Source organism: Vibrio sp. 10N.261.51.F11 (genome assembly GCF_041471665.1).
GTDB classification, from domain to species: domain Bacteria; phylum Pseudomonadota; class Gammaproteobacteria; order Enterobacterales; family Vibrionaceae; genus Vibrio; species Vibrio crassostreae_C.
The window spans coordinates 58380-76249 of the sequence record NZ_JBFROW010000071.1; the positions used below are offsets into that span (position 1 = coordinate 58380).

General features: G+C 45.5%; 21 protein-coding genes. 12 read left to right on the forward strand and 9 right to left on the reverse strand.

Going from position 1 to position 17870, the window contains the following annotated elements; genetic code table 11:
- Positions 1–29: 29 nt before the first annotated feature.
- Positions 30–1460, reverse strand: a complete 1431-nt coding sequence (gene cysN, locus AB4351_RS19640) for a sulfate adenylyltransferase subunit CysN (RefSeq protein WP_372126923.1) — start codon at positions 1458–1460, stop codon at positions 30–32.
- Positions 1461–1478: 18 nt separating this feature from the next.
- Positions 1479–2423 (reverse strand): sulfate adenylyltransferase subunit CysD, encoded by a 945-nt coding sequence (gene cysD / locus AB4351_RS19645; protein WP_226088532.1) that lies wholly within the window; start codon positions 2421–2423, stop codon positions 1479–1481.
- 414 nt (positions 2424–2837) lie between these two features.
- Here cysD and AB4351_RS19650 point away from each other — a divergent pair, with 414 nt between their 5' ends.
- From AB4351_RS19650 to AB4351_RS19695, 10 genes are all read left to right on the forward strand, one after another.
- Positions 2838–4814 carry a bifunctional 2',3'-cyclic-nucleotide 2'-phosphodiesterase/3'-nucleotidase gene (locus AB4351_RS19650; RefSeq protein ID WP_372126925.1) on the forward strand — a complete coding sequence of 659 codons (1977 nt, stop codon included), beginning with the start codon at positions 2838–2840 and terminating at the stop codon, positions 4812–4814.
- Positions 4815–5130: 316 nt separating this feature from the next.
- On the forward strand, positions 5131–5718 hold the full coding sequence (locus AB4351_RS19655; RefSeq protein WP_372115842.1) for a DedA family protein: 588 nt from the start codon (positions 5131–5133) through the stop codon (positions 5716–5718).
- Complete coding sequence (locus tag AB4351_RS19660) at positions 5715–6848, forward strand: D-alanine--D-alanine ligase (RefSeq protein WP_372126927.1); 1134 nt, start codon at positions 5715–5717, stop codon at positions 6846–6848. Before AB4351_RS19655 ends, AB4351_RS19660 begins: the two co-directional genes overlap by 4 nt.
- A gap of 19 nt (positions 6849–6867) precedes the next feature.
- The gene (locus tag AB4351_RS19665) at positions 6868–7410 is read left to right on the forward strand and encodes a hypothetical protein (RefSeq protein ID WP_102427908.1); all 543 of its coding nucleotides are present in this window, start codon (positions 6868–6870) and stop codon (positions 7408–7410) included.
- Positions 7411–7412: 2 nt separating this feature from the next.
- The gene (locus AB4351_RS19670) at positions 7413–8162 is read left to right on the forward strand and encodes an NRDE family protein (protein ID WP_372126929.1); all 750 of its coding nucleotides are present in this window, start codon (positions 7413–7415) and stop codon (positions 8160–8162) included.
- 12 nt (positions 8163–8174) lie between these two features.
- Positions 8175–8612, forward strand: coding sequence for a YHS domain-containing (seleno)protein (locus AB4351_RS19675; RefSeq protein WP_372126930.1), 438 nt, complete (start codon positions 8175–8177; stop codon positions 8610–8612).
- A gap of 12 nt (positions 8613–8624) precedes the next feature.
- Positions 8625–10379, forward strand: coding sequence for a lysophospholipid acyltransferase family protein (locus AB4351_RS19680; RefSeq protein ID WP_372126932.1), 1755 nt, complete (start codon positions 8625–8627; stop codon positions 10377–10379).
- Positions 10380–10450: 71 nt separating this feature from the next.
- On the forward strand, positions 10451–11017 hold the full coding sequence (locus AB4351_RS19685) for a Crp/Fnr family transcriptional regulator (RefSeq protein ID WP_017058879.1): 567 nt from the start codon (positions 10451–10453) through the stop codon (positions 11015–11017).
- 57 nt (positions 11018–11074) lie between these two features.
- Positions 11075–11527, forward strand: a complete 453-nt coding sequence (locus tag AB4351_RS19690; RefSeq protein WP_372126934.1) for a GNAT family N-acetyltransferase — start codon at positions 11075–11077, stop codon at positions 11525–11527.
- On the forward strand, positions 11527–12375 hold the full coding sequence (locus tag AB4351_RS19695; protein ID WP_372126936.1) for a DMT family transporter: 849 nt from the start codon (positions 11527–11529) through the stop codon (positions 12373–12375). The genes AB4351_RS19690 and AB4351_RS19695 overlap by 1 nt, the downstream gene beginning before the upstream one ends.
- A gap of 59 nt (positions 12376–12434) precedes the next feature.
- On the opposite strand, the gene AB4351_RS19700 is transcribed toward AB4351_RS19695, so the two are convergent.
- Positions 12435–13019, reverse strand: coding sequence for a LysM-like peptidoglycan-binding domain-containing protein (locus tag AB4351_RS19700; RefSeq protein WP_059022215.1), 585 nt, complete (start codon positions 13017–13019; stop codon positions 12435–12437).
- 213 nt (positions 13020–13232) lie between these two features.
- Here AB4351_RS19700 and AB4351_RS19705 point away from each other — a divergent pair, with 213 nt between their 5' ends.
- Together AB4351_RS19705 and AB4351_RS19710 are read left to right on the forward strand one after the other, a co-directional pair.
- Positions 13233–13853 (forward strand): FKBP-type peptidyl-prolyl cis-trans isomerase, encoded by a 621-nt coding sequence (locus AB4351_RS19705; RefSeq protein WP_008220519.1) that lies wholly within the window; start codon positions 13233–13235, stop codon positions 13851–13853.
- Between the two features lie 134 nt (positions 13854–13987).
- Positions 13988–14482: a DUF2780 domain-containing protein gene (locus AB4351_RS19710; RefSeq protein WP_136981955.1), complete on the forward strand. Its 495-nt coding sequence runs from the start codon at positions 13988–13990 to the stop codon at positions 14480–14482.
- 286 nt (positions 14483–14768) lie between these two features.
- Here AB4351_RS19710 and rplQ read toward each other — a convergent pair whose 3' ends face one another.
- The 6 genes from rplQ to rpmJ form a co-directional block, all read right to left on the reverse strand.
- Entirely contained in the window at positions 14769–15149 is a 381-nt protein-coding gene (gene rplQ, locus AB4351_RS19715) for a 50S ribosomal protein L17 (protein ID WP_004729812.1), read from the reverse strand.
- A 24-nt stretch (positions 15150–15173) separates the two neighbouring features.
- A complete protein-coding gene (locus AB4351_RS19720) occupies positions 15174–16166 on the reverse strand; it encodes a DNA-directed RNA polymerase subunit alpha (protein WP_004729813.1) in 993 nt (330 codons plus the stop codon).
- Positions 16167–16188: 22 nt separating this feature from the next.
- Positions 16189–16809 carry a 30S ribosomal protein S4 gene (gene rpsD, locus AB4351_RS19725; RefSeq protein ID WP_004738777.1) on the reverse strand — a complete coding sequence of 207 codons (621 nt, stop codon included), beginning with the start codon at positions 16807–16809 and terminating at the stop codon, positions 16189–16191.
- A gap of 31 nt (positions 16810–16840) precedes the next feature.
- Complete coding sequence (gene rpsK / locus AB4351_RS19730) at positions 16841–17230, reverse strand: 30S ribosomal protein S11 (RefSeq protein ID WP_004738778.1); 390 nt, start codon at positions 17228–17230, stop codon at positions 16841–16843.
- Positions 17231–17249: 19 nt separating this feature from the next.
- Positions 17250–17606, reverse strand: a complete 357-nt coding sequence (gene rpsM / locus AB4351_RS19735) for a 30S ribosomal protein S13 (protein WP_004738779.1) — start codon at positions 17604–17606, stop codon at positions 17250–17252.
- Between the two features lie 148 nt (positions 17607–17754).
- The gene (rpmJ, locus tag AB4351_RS19740) at positions 17755–17868 is read right to left on the reverse strand and encodes a 50S ribosomal protein L36 (protein ID WP_000868186.1); all 114 of its coding nucleotides are present in this window, start codon (positions 17866–17868) and stop codon (positions 17755–17757) included.
- Between the last annotated feature and the right edge of the window lie 2 nt (positions 17869–17870).

A 17870-nucleotide genomic window follows, 5' to 3' on the forward strand; every position in this document is an offset into this window, starting at 1 on the left:
CCTAATTCAATAAGCTGTTACTTGGTCGTTTATGACTTCAGTAGTTGGCTTAGATCTTTGGCATCCCAATGAGGGAAATGTTTGCGAACCAATGCGTTGAACTCAAGTTCAAATGCAGAGAAGTTACCGACTTGCTGTTCAACAGAGTCCAAACGGTCTCGAATCAAACCCGCGCCAACCGTCACGTTGGTTAGTCGGTCGATAACGATGAAGCCACCGGTATCGGCACTTTCACGGTATTTATCCAGCGCGACAGTCTCGTTCAGTGACCATTCACACAAGCCAATGCCATTCAATGGCAACTCATCGACAGCGTGAGTCGATAGGTTGTTGATGTCGTATTGGTGACGAACCGTTTCAACCTGACCAACGGTTTTCTTGCCTGCGATCTTGATGTCGTAAGCTTTGCCCGGTCGCAATGGTTGCTCTGTCATCCACACGATGTCAGCCAATACGTGGTTAGTGGATTCAATCTGCGCGTTTTCTAGCACAATCAAATCACCACGACTGATATCAATCTCATCTTCAAGGGTCAGTGTTACTGCCAAGCCCGCTTGCGCAGACTCCAAATCACCATCAAAAGTTACAATGCGTGCAACCTTAGAGGTTTTACCCGACGGCAGCGCCTTGATTTCATCACCGACACTGACACGGCCAGAGGCAACGGTGCCAGCAAAACCGCGGAAGTCTAAGTTAGGACGATTGACGTACTGAACTGGGAATCGGAATTCACCTGCCGAACGCTTTTGGTCAATGTCGACGTTCTCTAACACTTCTAGCAGAGATGGGCCTTCGAACCATGCAAGCTCTTTACTTGGTGCAGCAACGTTGATGCCTTCAAGCGCCGATACTGGCAAGATCTGAATATTGGTTTCGCCTTCTAGGTTTTCTGCAAACTCTAGGTATTCATCGCGAATTTCTTCAAAACGATCTTGCGCGTAATCCACGAGATCCATCTTGTTTACAGCAACGATGAAATGCTTCAAACCAAGCAGGTTAGAGATAAACGAGTGACGACGTGTTTGATCCAGAACGCCCTTACGAGCATCAATCAAGATCACCGCCAGATCACACGTTGAAGCGCCTGTTGCCATGTTGCGCGTATACTGCTCATGCCCAGGAGTATCAGCAATAATGAACTTACGTTTTTGAGTCGAGAAGTAGCGGTAAGCCACATCGATCGTGATCCCTTGCTCACGCTCAGCCTGCAGACCATCAACAAGCAGTGCCAAATCAGGTTTCTCACCTGTCGTTCCCACTCGTTGGCTATCCGAGTGAACCGCCGCTAGCTGATCTTCATAAATCTGTTTTGTATCATGGAGTAAGCGACCGATTAGCGTACTTTTACCGTCATCTACCGAGCCACAAGTTAAAAATCTAAGCATAGATTTATGCTGATGCTGACTTAGATAACCTTCAATCCCTAGTTCAGCCAATTCGGCTTCTACTGCACTATTCATTTTTCTTTCCTTAGATTCTTAGAAATAACCTTGGCGCTTTTTCAGCTCCATAGAGCCCGACTGATCATGGTCAATCGCTCGACCTTGACGCTCACTAGACGTCGCCACCAGCATCTCTTCAATAATGCCCGTTAGCGTATTCGCCTCAGATTCAACCGCTCCGGTTAATGGGTAACAGCCTAAAGTACGAAAACGAACGCTTTTCTCTTCAATCACTTCACCTTCTTGCAGCTCCATACGGTCATCATCAACCATGATCAGCATGCCATCACGCTCAACTACAGGGCGTTTGTCTGAAAGGTAAAGTGGAACAATATCGATGCTCTCTAGATAGATGTATTGCCAGATATCGAGCTCAGTCCAATTAGATAGCGGGAAGACACGAATGCTTTCGCCCTTATTAACCTGACCGTTGTAGGTGTGCCAAAGCTCTGGACGCTGGTTTTTTGGATCCCACGTATGGTTCTTATCACGGAAAGAATAAACACGTTCTTTCGCACGAGATTTTTCTTCATCACGACGCGCACCACCAAAAGCCGCATCGAACCCATACTTGTTTAACGCCTGCTTAAGGCCCTGTGTTTTCATGATGTCAGTGTGCTTCGAAGAACCATGTACAAATGGGCTACAACCCATCTCAATACCTTCTGGGTTCTTATGTACTAAAAGGTCGAAGCCGTACTTTTTAGCCGTACGATCACGAAACTCAATCATCTCGCGGAATTTCCAATCCGTATCTACATGCAATAGCGGGAATGGAATCTTGCCTGGATAAAACGCTTTGCGAGCTAAATGAAGCATCACAGAAGAATCTTTTCCGATGGAGTACATCATCACTGGGTTATCAAACTCAGCCGCTACTTCACGGATAATATGAATACTTTCCGCTTCGAGCTGTTTTAGGTGGGTTAAACGTTCTTGGTCCATTTCAGTGCTTCCTTTAAGGCTCGCGTTACGAGCAATTCATTACTTGGTCTTGCCAAGCATGGGATTTAACTCATCCACTTGAGTGAATGGGAGTATTGGCACTAGAAGAAAACAGAAGCTTCGTGTTGAGCTATCCTTGCTATTCGTCTGCCTGATACGTCCTTGATATAGGCATTATGACGAGCCTCTCATATTACTGGAAATTCTAAAATTTCATTTTTTATTCGAAAAGCTGATAAGGGATTGAATTTATCGATAAGCAGGTGAAATGAATGGACTAATATTATCGATATCAGTTGCACATCGATTAATCAGGTTTGGGAGGCGTCTTGCAGAACACCATAAAGTAGTCGATCTAAGTCACGAATTAACATTCGTTGTAATCATTGTTTCATTCCATTTTGTTACATTACGCAACGAATTTTCTACTATCCACTTTGGAGCTACAAAATGAAAGTTGCAATGAAACCTTTGTCATTGGCTGTGCTTGCGGGTCTTGGTTTGACTCTAGCAGGCTGTACAACAACACCAGATACCGATGAAGTGATTAAACTACGTGTCGTAGAGACAACGGACATCCATACCAACCTAATGGATTACGATTACTACAAAGACAAGCCATCGAAAAAAATCGGCTTAGCACGTACTGCAACTCTAGTAAAAGAAGCTCAAAACGAAGTAACCAACAGCGTATTAGTTGATAACGGTGACTTGCTGCAAGGTAGCCCAATGGGTGACTACATGGCAGACAAAGGCATCGAAGCGGGTGAAGTTCACCCTGCATACAAAGCTATGAACCAGCTAAGCTACGACGCTGCAAACCTAGGTAACCACGAATTCAACTACGGTCTTGATTTCCTAGAAGAGTCAATCAACGACGCTGATTTCCCGTACATCAGTGCTAACGTTTACGACGCAAAAACCAAAGAACACTACTTCACACCTTACATCATCAAGACGCACACGTTTGAAGATACTGCTGGTGTAGAGCACGAAGTAAAAGTGGGTTACATCGGTTTCGTTCCACCACAAATCATGACGTGGGATAAGAAGAACCTTGAAGGTAAAGTAATCGCTCGCGATATCATTGAGACAGCTAACGAGTTAGTGCCTCAAATGAAAGCGGAAGGCGCTGAAGTTATCGTTGCTATCCCTCACTCAGGCGTATCAACGGACCCATACAGAAATGGCGAAGAGAACTCAACGTTCTACCTATCTGAAGTAGACGGCATAGATGCAATCGCATTCGGCCACTCTCACGCAGTGTTCCCAGGTAAAGGTTTTGATGACATTCAAGGCATCGACAACGAAACTGGCACAATGAACGGCGTTGCAGCAGTAATGCCAGGTCGTTGGGGTAGCCACGTTGGTGTTATGGACCTAACACTTGCACAAAAAGACGGTAAGTGGGAAGTAGTAAAAGGCCAATCAGAAGCACGCCCTATCTACGACAAGATCGAGAAGAAATCACTTGCAGATGCTGATGAAGGCATCGTAACAGCACTAGAAAAAGACCACGCAGGTACTCGTGAGTTTGTTAACCAACCAATTGGTAAAGCAGACGACGTGATGTACAGCTTCCTGTCTCTAGTACAAGACGATCCAACAGTGCAGATTGTTAACCTTGCACAGAAAGATTACGTTGAACAGTTCATCCAAGGTGACCCAGACCTAGACGGTACACCAGTACTTTCTGCTGCTGCGCCATTCAAAGCCGGTGGCCGTAAGAATGACCCAGCGAACTTCACTGAGGTTGAATCTGGCCAACTGACATTCCGTAACGCGGCTGACTTATACCTTTACCCGAACACGCTAGTTGCAATGAAGGTAACAGGTCACGAAGTAAAAGAGTGGCTTGAGTGTTCTGCTGGCCAATTCAACCAAATCGATGTGAACTCAACAGCACCACAACAGCTGATTGAGTGGGATAACTTCCGTACTTACAACTTCGATGTTATCGACGGTGTGGATTACCAAATCGACGTAACTCAGCCTGCGAAATACGATGCAAACTGTAAAGTGGTTAACCCTGATTCTCAGCGTATTGTTGGCCTAACTTACCAAGGTAAGCCAATCGACATGAAGCAAGACTTCCTGATCGCAACCAACAACTACCGAGCTTACAGCGCTAAATTCCCAGGCACAGGTGAAGACTTCATCGCATTTGATGCACCAGATGAGAACCGTACTGTACTGGCGAACTACATCTCTCGCGTAAGCAAAGAGCAAGGCCAAGTGAGCCCAAGCGCAGATAACAATTGGTCATTTGCACCAATCAAAACGGATAACAAGCTAGATATCCGCTTTGAAACATCTCCAAGCGACAAAGCAGCAGAGTTCATTAAAGAGAAAGGTCAATACCCGATGAAACGTGTTGCGACTGACGATGTTGGTTTTGCTGTTTACCAGATTGACCTAACTAAATAGATTGCTTAAGTAATCCATAGTTAACGTTCTGAAAGGCTGAGTTTTACGACTCAGCCTTTTTCTTTTCTTCTAAATGTTCAGCCCAAAGCCCTAATTTTCGAACGACAAACTCTCGTTCAACCCGCTTCCAAATGCCACGCCTTCAGCTTCAAAACAGCAGTCAAACAGCACGACTCAAACCACCAATTGAATGAATCCAACACAAAAAAACACTAATCAGCTGTAAGTTTTTATCTGCTCCTCCTGTCTATTTAATTTACTACACTCAATGAATGGTGGTTAAGCCATTCATCTATAGGATAGATAAGGACATTTAATGAGCACCGTCGAGAGCATTCAAGCATGGTTACATTCAGGGGAGGAGTCGCTGCTATGGCTGATGCTTGGCATTATCGCGCTTTCTTACCTGCTTGAAGATCTTGCGATTGTTACCGCTGCCGGTTTAGCCACTCAAGGGCTCATTCCTCCTCAATATGCTCTGCTTGCCATTTTCATCGGTATTGCCACAGGTGACTTGGGCCTCTACTACCTAGGAAAATCAGGACGTTACTTCCGAGGCGTTCGATATAAAGCCCTCACCAATAAGTACTTTCGTTCGCTTCGTACCAAATTACGCCAAAACGCATTCAGCAGCCTTTTTGCTATCCGCTTTATTCCTGGGCTACGCACCGTTGGTTTTACTCTGAGTGGCTTTTTCGCCATCCCACTGCCTACTTTCTTATTTGCCGTCATCAGCGCAACTGCGCTCTGGACTGGCATTGTCTTCTCTGCCATCTACTATTTAGGGACATCAGCCTGGCTGCAAGCCTCTGAATATCAATGGATCATCATCCCGTGTGCCATCGTTTTGCTGTTTATCGGCAATCGATTAATGAATAAAACCTACTCTAGAGGGCTATCATGAGTTCACCGCAAGATATTCGCATCATTCCCGCACATCAAATTAATGCAGGTATGCCTCTGCTTGAAAAAGATACCGTGCGAAGTGTCTCTCCTTATGAGTTTCTTCCGACTTGGTTCTTCTACACGCCAGTGGTCATTCAAAGCCTGATGCAAGGGTTACGGCACTTTGACTGGGCGCTGCCGCTCATCGCCAATCCGAGCATCAAACTCAGTGGCATGGTCGGCGAATCAAAACACGAGATATTAAGCCTTGCCGGATCTTCAAGTCAGCGTTGGATCTCACCGTTTATCACCCTAACCAAAACGGATCTCAGCAGTAAAAAACAAGCCGAAGACGCACGCAGCGCACTCATACAAACGGATCTTGATTTCCCGATTGTGGCTAAGCCGGATCTTGGCTGTCGAGGTGTCGGAGTTAAGCTGATCAACACACAAGATCAACTTGAGCAGTATGTTGAATCTTTCCCAAATAATGCTCGCTTTCTACTGCAGAAAAAGGCGCCTTATCAAGCCGAAGCGGGTGTTTTCTATGTTCGTTACCCAAACAAAAAGCAAGGCGAGATCATCTCGATCACACTCAAATACGCACCAATGGTGATGGGTGATGGCAAGTCGACACTCAAACAGTTAATTGAAAATAGCCCGCGCGCTGGGCAACTCAGCCACCTGTATCTACCAAGGCATAAAGATAAATTGGATCAAGTGCTCGCAGAGGGTGAAGAGTTCCAACTCGCGTTTGCAGGCAGCCATAGCCGTGGCTGTATCTTCCGAGACGGTAATCAATACATCACTCAGGCTCTAACAGAACGCTTAGACGAGATATTCGACGACTTCGATGGCTTTCACTTTGGTCGACTCGACGTCAAGTTTAAAGACATGTACAGCCTAATGAACGGTGAGGATTTCACGATTCTTGAGGTCAATGGCGCAAGCAGTGAGGCTGGACATATCTGGGATCGCAACACCCCATTACGAGAGATATTTTCTACGCTACTCCTGCAATATCGCATTCTTTTTGATATTGGCGCTCAGCAAAAACAACGAGGCCACCAATCCCCTTCTTTCAAGAGCTTATTTGCGGCGTGGCAAGAAGAGCGACGTCTTGTTCAACAATATCCGACTACCGACTAACTTTGCACGAGGATCATGAATGAACCCCATAGCCCAACCGAGCGCCCTTACTTCTTTCTCTCCTAGTATCAAGGGAGCGGTAGAGATATTGAATCAGGGTCTAGAGTTTTTGTTAGCGATTTCTGACAGCGATTACCTGACACGAGCAAAGCCACACGTTACAAGCTCTATCGGTGAACATACTCGTCACACACTGGATCTTTTTCACGCCTTGATTTTAAAAGAGGATGAGGCCGTTGATTACAACACTCGTCGTCGTGGTCATCCTGTCGAATACGACCGCTCTATTGCAGTCAAAGAGATCCACTATGTGATCAACTGGCTTGAACGATTAGACCGTCGAGATCTCGAAGCGCCTATCATGATCCAAACCGAAGTTTCGATGGACGCTCAAGTGTTCGCAAGCCTGCCTTCAACGCTCGAAAGAGAGGTCACATTTGCCGCACTGCATGCCAATCATCATTACGCGATGATCAAGGTGATCACCACCTTCCTAGACGTAGAGACCTGCAACACCTTTGGTTATGCCCCAACCACCAGCAGCTATCTGAGGGAGCAATAATCATGTGTTCAGTATCTTGGCTACTTGAAGACAATGGCTATCAGGTCTTCTTTAATCGTGATGAACAAAAGACGCGAGCACTGGCAATGCCACCCAGACAATATCGAGTCAACGGTGTCGATATCATTATGCCACTCGACCCAACTGGCGGCGGTAGCTGGATAAGTATCAATGAGTTCGGGCTTTCGCTATGCCTACTCAATAACTATCAAGGCACAGTGCCCGTTGGTCCTTTAGTAAGCCGCGGTTTGCTACTTAAAAACCTATCATCGAGTCGTAATATCAGTCAGCTATCTGAAGCGTTTCACAAGCTAGACCTACACTCTTTTGCCCCATTTACCTTGCTAGCTTTCGCGCCCAATCTAACCCAACACAATGGTCTGGTTATCGCCTACATGTGGGATGGTATTCAACAGAAAATAGTCGACACTGATTCTCCACTCTTCTCATCCGGTGTTGATTTAGAGCGAGTGCAAGCCTACCGACAAGCAAAATATGATCAGCTCATGGCGGCAGGTAAGAATCAACAGAACTTACTGATGTTCCACTCTCACCATCACAATGAGCAACCTCATTTAGCGACCTGTATGCATCGCGAAGACGCACATACCGTGAACTTTACACACTTACGTAACCTGCATGGTCAAGCCTCTATGTTTTATGCACCCGGCTCACCATGCGAACCCATTAAACCATGTCAGATAAATCAGCAGCGCTTTACCTTTGATTTATCACCCGCAATCAATCTATAGATGGAGTCCATCATGAGAAAACTATTCACCATGGTTCTGCTACTTGTTAGCCCGTACGTATTTGCCGCCGATGAAATCTACACAGGATTCTTTAGCAGTAAGGCGCTCGATGGCTACGACACTGTGGCTTATTTCACTTCAGGCAAGCCCATCGAAGGCAGTAACAAATTCAGCACCGAGTACAAAGGCGCGGACTGGTATTTCTCTTCTGAAAAGAATCTGACTTTATTTGTTAATAATCCTGAAAAATATGCCCCTCAATATGGTGGCTATTGCGCTTGGGCAGTATCAGCGAAGAGCGACTTTGCACCGAGTGACCCACATCAATGGACGATTGTTGATAACAAGCTTTACCTCAACTACGACCAAGAGATTAAGCAGCGCTGGGAACAAGACCAAGCACAGCATATTCAACAAGCCGATAAAGTTTGGCCGCAACTGATTAAGTAAGGTAATTTCATTATGATTGATAGTCCTTTTCGTTTACCACGTTACACGCCTTTTGGTTTAGGTGAGTCTGTTGTCGAGTGGGCAACTGGGCTATCTAAGCTAGACCGACTCTACCAAGATCGTAAAAACGAGTTATCTAGCTTCGAATTCATGAGTTACACTCTGTCGGCGCTCAATATCGACTACTCGGTTGCATCGGGAAGCACGGAAAACATCCCGGAAGAAGGGTCTGTCGTGATTGTGGCGAACCACCCGCTTGGCGCCATCGAAGGCGTGATCCTTGCCGATCTCGTAGGATCAGTAAGAAAGGATGTGAAGGTGCTGGCCAATGAGTTACTTAAGCGCCTGCCTGAACTGGATGATCTTTTCATCGGTGTCGATGTCTTTAACAGTAAAGAATCGAAACGCACCAATGCCAAAGCGATTCGAGATGCCAATCGTCATTTGGCTGATGGTGGACTATTGATTGTATTCCCAGCAGGTGAAGTATCAAGCTACCGTAAAGGGGCAAAAACACTGACAGACATCGAGTGGAGCAAGTCGGTAGCGAAATTCGTCAAACGTCACCAAGCCACCACGGTACCTATCTTTATCAATGGCAAGAACAGTGAGCTTTTCTATCAAGCGGGTCGTGTTCATCCACTGTTGAGAACCGCTCTACTCGGGCGTGAACTTCTTAATAAACAAGCGACAACTATCTCTATCTCGATTGGCTCATCGATTCCATATTCAGAGATAAAATCGTTTGAAAAAGAGATGGATATCGTCAACTACCTACGACTTAATACCTATCTAATGAGTCAACAAGACAGCCCGAGCACGCCCATCCACGCACCTTCTTTTGATACCCAAGTGATTGCGCCTATTCCGCCAGAAGTGTTGGCAATAGAGGTCGATTCTCTTCCGGAAGATATGAAGTTACTTGAGCAAGGGGACTTCGAGGTCTACTGCACGCCTAGCCACTCTATTCCTAACTTAATGCGCGAGATTGGTCGAGTAAGAGAAGAAAGCTTTAGAGAAGTCGGAGAAGGCAGTGGGCTGGCCTGTGATTTAGATGAGTATGACCTTTACTACCATCAACTGTTTGTGTGGAATAAAACCAAGGCAGAACTGGTCGGGGCGTATCGACTCGGTATGGTCGACAAACTCATCGCAGAGCACGGGCTTGATCAGCTTTACTCTCGTAGCCTGTTTAACTACAACCAAGAATTCATTGATACGTTAGAAAACAGCATTGAACTAGGGCGATCGGTAGTAAGTAAACCTTACCAAAAGAGCCTGAACTCACTGTTACTATTGTGGAAAGGCATTGCGACCTTTGTGTCTCGTCACCCTCAATATACCCATCTGTTCGGCCCAGTCAGTATCAGCAATGATTACAGCCACAATGCGCGTCTGTTGATCGCGACCACGTTATCAATCCACCATTATGATGAGGAAAAGGCGAATTTGGTTTCACCTTCGTCACCACTCAATACCAGCAGTCATGTGTTCTGGCAAAATCACCTGCTCTCTTCACTGGCGAGTGTGCCTCTGCTCTCTAAAGTGTTAGCACGCATGGAGCAAGGTAAAGGCCTGCCGGTACTGCTGCGCCAATATCTAGGGATGAACGGTAAACTGGTGTGTTTTAATGTCGACCCATCGTTTAATGATGTCTTGGATGGCTTGATTGTGGTGAACCTTAAAAAGGTACCACTGAAGACTCTGGGTAAATACATGGGCAGAGAGCTTGCTCAAGATTACCTAGAGCAACACGCACGCCGCTGATTTATCCCGCTCTGTACCTCTCTCCAAATAAGTGCGATGATTTCGGCACTTATTTGGGTTAGGTTATTTTCATGCACACCTCTTTTATCGAACAACTACAAAGCTTCGACTTCTCTGAAAGCCAGATTGAATCTCTAGTTGCTGTCGCCAAGCCACTTGAGTTGCCAACCAGACACATCTTGATCAATCAAGGTGAGATGGCGAGTTCAATCTACTTTGTACTTGAAGGCTTGTGTCATGCCTGCTACCTCACTGATGATGGTAAGCAATACAGTAAAGAGTTCTATTGGGAACAAGATTGGATCATCGGCTTTGAGAGTCTGATAAAAAGCCAAGCGTCCCCTTACCTATTAGAAACGCTGACTCCCATCACCATGTTAGAGCTGCCAATGAATGCGGTTATCGAGTGGCGTGCATCAAATAATCCTTTGTATTTAAAGCTGTTAGAAACACAGCTGATGCATAAGGAAAACAAAGAACGCTTCATGCTGCTCTATACACCAGAGCAACGTTATCAGCTGTTCTGCGAGCACTATCCCGACCTTGAGCAGCGCTTAAATGACAATCAAATTGCCGCTTATCTAGGAATCACCGCAATCAGCCTGAGCAGAATTAAAGGTCGAATTAACAATAGTTAATGCCAACAATCATCACGCATAGTACATTCAGAGCATCGATAATCTCTGGATGTAAACATGATCACTTGGCACTCAATTCCCTTCTCTGAACTTTCAACACAGCAGCTTTATCAACTACTTCAATTACGAGTAGATGTGTTCGTCGTTGAACAAAATTGCCCTTATCCAGAACTCGACGGTAAAGATACACTCGCGGGTGTTGAACACTTACTTGGCTATGCTGATGCAGAGTTAGTGGCGTGTGCACGCTTGTTACCACCAGGAACTTCTTACGACAACACGAGCATCGGTCGAGTGGCAACGAAGCAATCGGCAAGAGGTGATGGTTTAGGCCATCAATTGATAAAAGAAGCGTTAACACGCTGTGAGGCTCTTTGGCCAAGCACGACTATCGATATTGGTGCGCAACAACACCTAGAAGATTTCTATGCGAGCCACGGCTTCAAAACGATCTCTGAGATGTACTTGGAAGACGATATTCCGCACATTGATATGAGATTAGAGAAGTAATGTCGAATATCACTGTCGGTATCCTATTGCTGATTGCAGGTAATTTGTTTGCCTCGCTTTCCGACGTAGCGGTAAAGCTGTTAAATGGCGAAGTACCGCCCTTACAGTATATTTTTTTCCGACAGTTGATATCTCTGCTCATCATCACCCCTTTGTGGCTACAGCAGAAAAAAGAACAACGGCGCTTACAGCAGGCTAAGGTAACCTTCATTCGAGGTCAGTTAATTCTGATCGGCAGTGGGTGCATGGTGGTCGCGATCACTCACTTGTCTTTGGCAACCGCCAACGCAGTATTTTATGTCGCGCCTTTACTGATGTTGCCGCTCTCAATGTTGCTATTGAAAGAGCAACCGGCACTCGGCAAGGTTATCGGCACAACCATAGGTTTTATTGGTGCATTGATTGTCTTGAGGCCATCACAATTTCATTGGGCAGCACTGTTTGCTTTGGGTACAGCACTCACTCTCGCACTCTTTAATGTACTCGTAAGAAAGCTTCCTAGTGAGCAAACGGTGGTCACTACGCTGTGGTGGACAACCTTATTCTCTATTCCAGCCTCATTAGTACTGTGCTTCTTATACTGGCAGCCGGTGTCTGTGGAGCATTTGGGATACATAGCATTAAGTGCGACGCTAATCTTAAGCTACAACGGCCTTGCGGTTGCTGCCTATCAAAAAGCACACTCTAGCCAAATTGCCTTGGCTGAGTATTCAGGATTGGTGTTTGTCGCGCTAATAGGTGCAATATGGTTCGATGAGATTCCGGATACATTAACCTTTATCGGAATCATGCTTATCATCTTGCCACTCGCCCCTTTCAAGCGACCAAAAAAAAGAGCTAATGCTTAGCTCTTTTCTATCGTTTATCTGTGTCTGGTGAAGCGCTTTAACTCAGGCTCACTATTCATCTACTTACTGCGACCAAAGCCACCATCGGATAAGCGGAAGAACATCACCGAAGTATCGCCTTTCTCTAGCTGAAGAATGTCCAACTGCCCAGTTTCAGCAAGTTTGAAACGAACCAGTTGGCCTTTACGAATCTGACTGAGTGGCTTATCTGCACCTTCAATACGCACTAACGCATTCAAGTCAGACAATGGCAAATCGTTGTTTCGAAAAACCTGCGCTAACGTATCCCCTTGCTTAACAAGGTACTCCTGCCAATTTTTGTTACTCGGTTCTGATGAACTGCTCTTGGCATTTTGCTGTTCGCTTAAGCCGACGGTGTTTATTTCAAGCTCAACGCGCGATGTTGTTGGAGCTGTGTCTACTTTAGGTTCTGGTAGCGGCACAAAAAGTAATATCAGTACGATCGGAGAAATCACCATCAACAGTCTTTGGTGTAACTTCGGCAATGAGCCCCAAGTTTGCGCTGTCGAGGTTTTCAATTTCTTCACATCGATCGAACTCAATTTCTCTTTGACCTTATTCAGTCGATCCTTGAATTCTGCTAAGTGGTCAACTTTCTGTTTTTTCTTTTGACGACGATTCATACCACTGCGTCCTATACATTGAATAACTACAGTATAAAAACCAAAGTACCAACAGTATAGATCTTTCCGTCACAACAAGGCCCAAAGCGAGAAAATTGACATGGCTGTGATTTGGGCACGGTAAAGCGCAAGTGATCAGGGACTAGCCGTTTCTTCACGCTGCTAATACTGGTATTCTTACCCTTTTCGTACTGACAAAAAGAGTGACTTTTCATGTCTGAAGTAAAATTTGAAACTGTAGAGCAAAAAGCTAGCTACGGTATCGGTCTACAAATGGGCCAACAACTTGCTGGTTCTGGTCTTGAAGGCCTAAACGTTGACGCAATCGCTGCTGGTATCGCAACAGCTCTAGTTGGCGACATGCCAGCTATCGAAGTTGACGAAATCAACAACGCACTACAAGAGCTACACACTCGCGGTGAAGCTGCACGTCAAGAACTAGCTAAAGCTGCTGCTGCTGACGGCGAAGCTTTCCTAGCTGACAACGCTCTTCGTTCAGAAGTAACGGTTCTTGAGTCTGGTCTTCAGTACGAAGTACTAACTGAAGGTACTGGCGAAATCCCAACTGCAGACAAGCAAGTACGTGTTCACTACCACGGCGAACTAACTGACGGTACTGTTTTCGACAGCTCTGTATCTCGCGGTCAACCTGCTGAATTCCCTGTAACTGGCGTAATTCAAGGTTGGGTACAAGCTCTACAAATGATGCCTGTTGGCTCTAAGTGGAAGCTATACATCCCTCAAGATCTAGCATACGGTGAGCGTGGCGCAGGTGCTGCAATCCCACCATTTGCTGCTCTAGTATTTGAAGTAGAACTTCTAGCTATTCTTTAATTTTTATAAAAACCTTTAGTAAAACAAAATACTATTGGCAAATAAAATTGAAATAATCCAACGGCGATGTGACTACATCGCCGTTTTTCGTTTATAGTGAATAGGTCGATTACTTTATTACTTAAGGAAGAATAATGAAGAAAATACTCATCACTATGCTCAGCAGCCTTGCTGTTGTCTCTTGCGCTAGCACTAGCGACTCTGAACAAACCAGTTCATCATCAGATACCAACTATTCCCAACTATCCCAAACTGCACTGATGGCTGCAGTGAATATGTGGTCTCAGCAGAACGAAACAACACCGCTTGTGGATACGGTAGCTGACCAAGCTTCTGTTACCAGCGACCAAGCAGTTGGCGGTATTGGTTCAATGTTAGCCCTTGCACAAAACTCTCTTGGCACAGCCGACAACAAAGAACTCGCGACACTTATTCCAGGCATGTCGAGCCTTGAGTCTACGGGGCTATCATCGCTACTAAGCTCACAAGGTGCCGTTGAAAGTGCGTTTTCTGGATTAGGCATGGATCCATCAATGGTTACGACATTTGCGCCAATCATTCTTCAAGCATTGCAGTCACAAGGTGCGACGAGCGGCCTGATGGATTCACTTTCAGCTATATGGCAATAATCGTTAGTTATTAATAGCTAGCTTAAAATCTAATAAGGGCACTTCGGTGCTCTTTTTTGTGCGTGGAAGAAAAGATATTTGAGATACGAGATACGAGATACGAGATACGAGATACGAGATACGAGATACGAGATACGAGATACGAGACATTTTTGAAAATTGGAGCAGATAAGACAAGCAAAAAGTGCCAAACATCATGGTGCAATTTCTATTATCTTTTCCTTGTTCTACAGACACAAAAAAGCCGAGCTAATGCTCGGCTTTTGTATTAAGAATCTAGTATAGATTACTCAGCAGCTTCTTCAGCAGCTGGGCGGTCTACAAGCTCAATGTAAGCCATTGGAGCTTTATCACCAGTACGGAAACCACATTTAAGAATGCGAGTGTAACCACCTTGGCGAGCCGCGAAACGCGGGCCTAGTTCATTAAATAGTTTTGCCACAACTTCGTTATCACGAGTGCGAGCAAATGCAAGACGACGGTTAGCAACACTGTCTGTCTTAGCTAGGGTAATCAATGGCTCAATTACGCGACGTAGTTCTTTTGCTTTAGGCACGGTAGTTTTAATAACTTCGTGACGAACAAGAGAGCTAGCCATGTTGCTGAACATCGCTTTGCGATGACTGCTGTTGCGGTTGAGTTGACGACCACTTTTACGATGGCGCATGACCTAATCCTTCTAACTTTTCGATTAATCTTCAGCGATTGACGCTGGTGGCCAGTTTTCTAGACGCATGCCTAGAGAAAGACCACGTGAAGCAAGCACATCTTTAATCTCTGTAAGAGATTTCTTACCAAGGTTTGGCGTTTTAAGTAGCTCAACCTCAGTGCGCTGTACAAGATCACCGATGTAGTGAATCGCTTCTGCTTTCAAACAGTTAGCAGAGCGAACTGTTAGTTCAAGATCGTCTACAGGACGTAGTAGGATAGGATCGAATTCTGGCTTCTCTTCCTTCTCCTCAGGTACACGTACATCACGAAGATCTACGAACGCATCCAATTGTTCAGCTAAAATAGTAGCTGCACGACGGATTGCTTCCTCAGGTTCTAGAGTACCGTTCGTTTCCATATCGATAACAAGCTTGTCTAAATCAGTACGTTGTTCTACACGTGCCGCTTCTACAGCGTAAGCGATTTTATCAACCGGGCTGTAAGTAGCGTCAACTAGTAGACGACCGATAGGACGCTCATCTTCTTCAGTATGGATACGAGCTGAAGCTGGAACGTAACCACGACCACGTTCTACTTTGATACGCATAGCGATCTCAGCGTTGTCATCCGTTAGGTGACAAATTACGTGCTCAGGGTTAGCGATCTCTACATCACCATCGTGGGTGATGTCACCTGCAACAACAGGGCCTGAGCCTGATTTGTTCAGTGTAATAAACACTTCATCTTTGCCTTCAGCAACGCGTACAGCCAAACCTTTAAGGTTTAGAAGGATTTCCAGGATATCTTCCTGAACGCCTTCTTTAGTGCTGTATTCGTGTAGCACACCTTCAATTTCAACTTCTGTTACGGCACAACCCGGCATAGAAGATAGAAGAATGCGGCGAAGAGCATTACCTAGAGTGTGGCCGAAACCGCGCTCTAATGGCTCAAGAGTTACTTTCGCGTGTGTCGTATTGATCTGTTCAATGTCAACAAGACGCGGCTTAAGAAATTCTGTTACAGAACCCTGCATTGTGTCCTCTCTTTTTTTAACCTTACTTAGAGTAAAGTTCGACGATCAAGTGTTCATTGATGTCAGCTGATAGGTCAGAACGCTCAGGCATACGCTTGAATGTACCTTCCATTTTGCCAGCATCTACTTCAATCCAAGTTGGCTTTTCACGTTGTTCAGCAACTTCTAGAGCCGCTTTAATACGAGATTGCTGTTTAGCTTTCTCGCGGATAGAAACAACGTCGTTTGCCGCTACTTTGAAAGAAGGAACGTTTACAACTTTACCGTTAACTAGAATAGACTTGTGGCTAACTAGTTGACGAGATTCAGCACGAGTAGCGCCAAAGCCCATACGGTAAACTACGTTATCAAGACGACCTTCAAGAAGCTGAAGCAGGTTTGCACCTGTGTTGCCTTTAAGACGTGCAGCTTCTTTGTAGTAGTTGCGGAATTGTTTTTCTAGAACGCCGTAGATACGACGAACTTTTTGCTTCTCACGAAGCTGAACGCCATACTCAGATAGACGACCGCGACGAGCGCCGTGTACACCTGGTGCGTTATCAATTTTACACTTGGTATCGATCGCACGGACACCAGACTTAAGGAATAAGTCAGTACCTTCGCGACGGCTAAGCTTAAGCTTAGGACCCAAATATCTTGCCATGATCTTTCTCCAATATTCCTAGAAACGAAACTTAAACGCGACGTTTCTTAGGTGGACGACAACCGTTATGAGGGATTGGTGTCGCATCAACAATGTTAGTGATACGGAAACCAGCAGCGTTCAGTGCACGAACAGTAGATTCGCGACCTGGACCTGGACCCTTAACCATAACTTCCAAGTTCTTTAGGCCATATTCTTTAGCCATTTCACCACAACGCTCAGCTGCAACTTGTGCTGCGAACGGAGTAGATTTACGAGAACCACGGAAACCTGAACCACCTGCTGTAGCCCATGCAAGAGCGTTGCCTTGACGGTCAGTGATAGTTACGATTGTGTTGTTGAAAGAAGCATGAATGTGCGCTACGCCATCAGCTACTTGCTTGCGTACGCGCTTACGCGCGCGAGTTGGTTGTTTTGCCATTGTACTCTACCTTATCCGACTATTTCTTGATCGGCTTGCGCGGACCCTTACGGGTGCGAGCGTTGGTTTTAGTACGCTGTCCACGTAGTGGTAGACTGCGACGATGACGAAGACCGCGGTAACAGCCAAGGTCCATAAGACGCTTGATGTTCATCGATACTTCACGACGTAGATCACCTTCTACAGTGTACTTAGCTACACCATCACGCAGTTGATCGATCTGCTCTTCAGTTAGTTCACTGATCTTAGCATCTTCAGCAATACCCACTTCAGCTAGAATAGCTTGAGAGCGAGTTTTACCGATACCGTAGATTGCAGTAAGTGCAATTACAGAATGCTTATGATCAGGAATGTTAATGCCGGCTATACGGGCCATTATTCACTCCTAAGGGGTTCATAAAAGAATTATCCGCAGCAAAGCCCGTTATGGATACGCTGCGGCATACTACTTCTTTTGCACGCAAAAGGTAGGCCGAGGAATATACTCGACTCTACCTTGTATTTCAAGTAAAAATTTCTGCTAATTAGCCTTGGCGTTGCTTATGCTTTGGCTCACTGCAAATCACGCGAACGACACCGTTACGCTTGATAACTTTACAGTTACGGCAGATTTTTTTAACGGAAGCACGAACTTTCATTG

Coding starts and splice junctions, on each gene's coding strand:
- cysN (WP_372126923.1), bottom strand. CDS start 1,460: ATGAATAGTGCAGTAGAAGCCGAATTGGCTGAACTAGGGATTGAAGGT.
- AB4351_RS19650 (WP_372126925.1), top strand. CDS start 2,838: ATGAAAGTTGCAATGAAACCTTTGTCATTGGCTGTGCTTGCGGGTCTT.
- AB4351_RS19655 (WP_372115842.1), top strand. CDS start 5,131: ATGAGCACCGTCGAGAGCATTCAAGCATGGTTACATTCAGGGGAGGAG.
- AB4351_RS19660 (WP_372126927.1), top strand. CDS start 5,715: ATGAGTTCACCGCAAGATATTCGCATCATTCCCGCACATCAAATTAAT.
- AB4351_RS19665 (WP_102427908.1), top strand. CDS start 6,868: ATGAACCCCATAGCCCAACCGAGCGCCCTTACTTCTTTCTCTCCTAGT.
- AB4351_RS19670 (WP_372126929.1), top strand. CDS start 7,413: ATGTGTTCAGTATCTTGGCTACTTGAAGACAATGGCTATCAGGTCTTC.
- AB4351_RS19675 (WP_372126930.1), top strand. CDS start 8,175: ATGAGAAAACTATTCACCATGGTTCTGCTACTTGTTAGCCCGTACGTA.
- AB4351_RS19680 (WP_372126932.1), top strand. CDS start 8,625: ATGATTGATAGTCCTTTTCGTTTACCACGTTACACGCCTTTTGGTTTA.
- AB4351_RS19685 (WP_017058879.1), top strand. CDS start 10,451: ATGCACACCTCTTTTATCGAACAACTACAAAGCTTCGACTTCTCTGAA.
- AB4351_RS19690 (WP_372126934.1), top strand. CDS start 11,075: ATGATCACTTGGCACTCAATTCCCTTCTCTGAACTTTCAACACAGCAG.
- AB4351_RS19695 (WP_372126936.1), top strand. CDS start 11,527: ATGTCGAATATCACTGTCGGTATCCTATTGCTGATTGCAGGTAATTTG.
- AB4351_RS19700 (WP_059022215.1), bottom strand. CDS start 13,019: ATGAATCGTCGTCAAAAGAAAAAACAGAAAGTTGACCACTTAGCAGAA.
- AB4351_RS19705 (WP_008220519.1), top strand. CDS start 13,233: ATGTCTGAAGTAAAATTTGAAACTGTAGAGCAAAAAGCTAGCTACGGT.
- AB4351_RS19710 (WP_136981955.1), top strand. CDS start 13,988: ATGAAGAAAATACTCATCACTATGCTCAGCAGCCTTGCTGTTGTCTCT.
- rplQ (WP_004729812.1), bottom strand. CDS start 15,149: ATGCGCCATCGTAAAAGTGGTCGTCAACTCAACCGCAACAGCAGTCAT.
- AB4351_RS19720 (WP_004729813.1), bottom strand. CDS start 16,166: ATGCAGGGTTCTGTAACAGAATTTCTTAAGCCGCGTCTTGTTGACATT.
- rpsD (WP_004738777.1), bottom strand. CDS start 16,809: ATGGCAAGATATTTGGGTCCTAAGCTTAAGCTTAGCCGTCGCGAAGGT.
- rpsK (WP_004738778.1), bottom strand. CDS start 17,230: ATGGCAAAACAACCAACTCGCGCGCGTAAGCGCGTACGCAAGCAAGTA.
- rpsM (WP_004738779.1), bottom strand. CDS start 17,606: ATGGCCCGTATAGCCGGCATTAACATTCCTGATCATAAGCATTCTGTA.
- rpmJ (WP_000868186.1), bottom strand. CDS start 17,868: ATGAAAGTTCGTGCTTCCGTTAAAAAAATCTGCCGTAACTGTAAAGTT.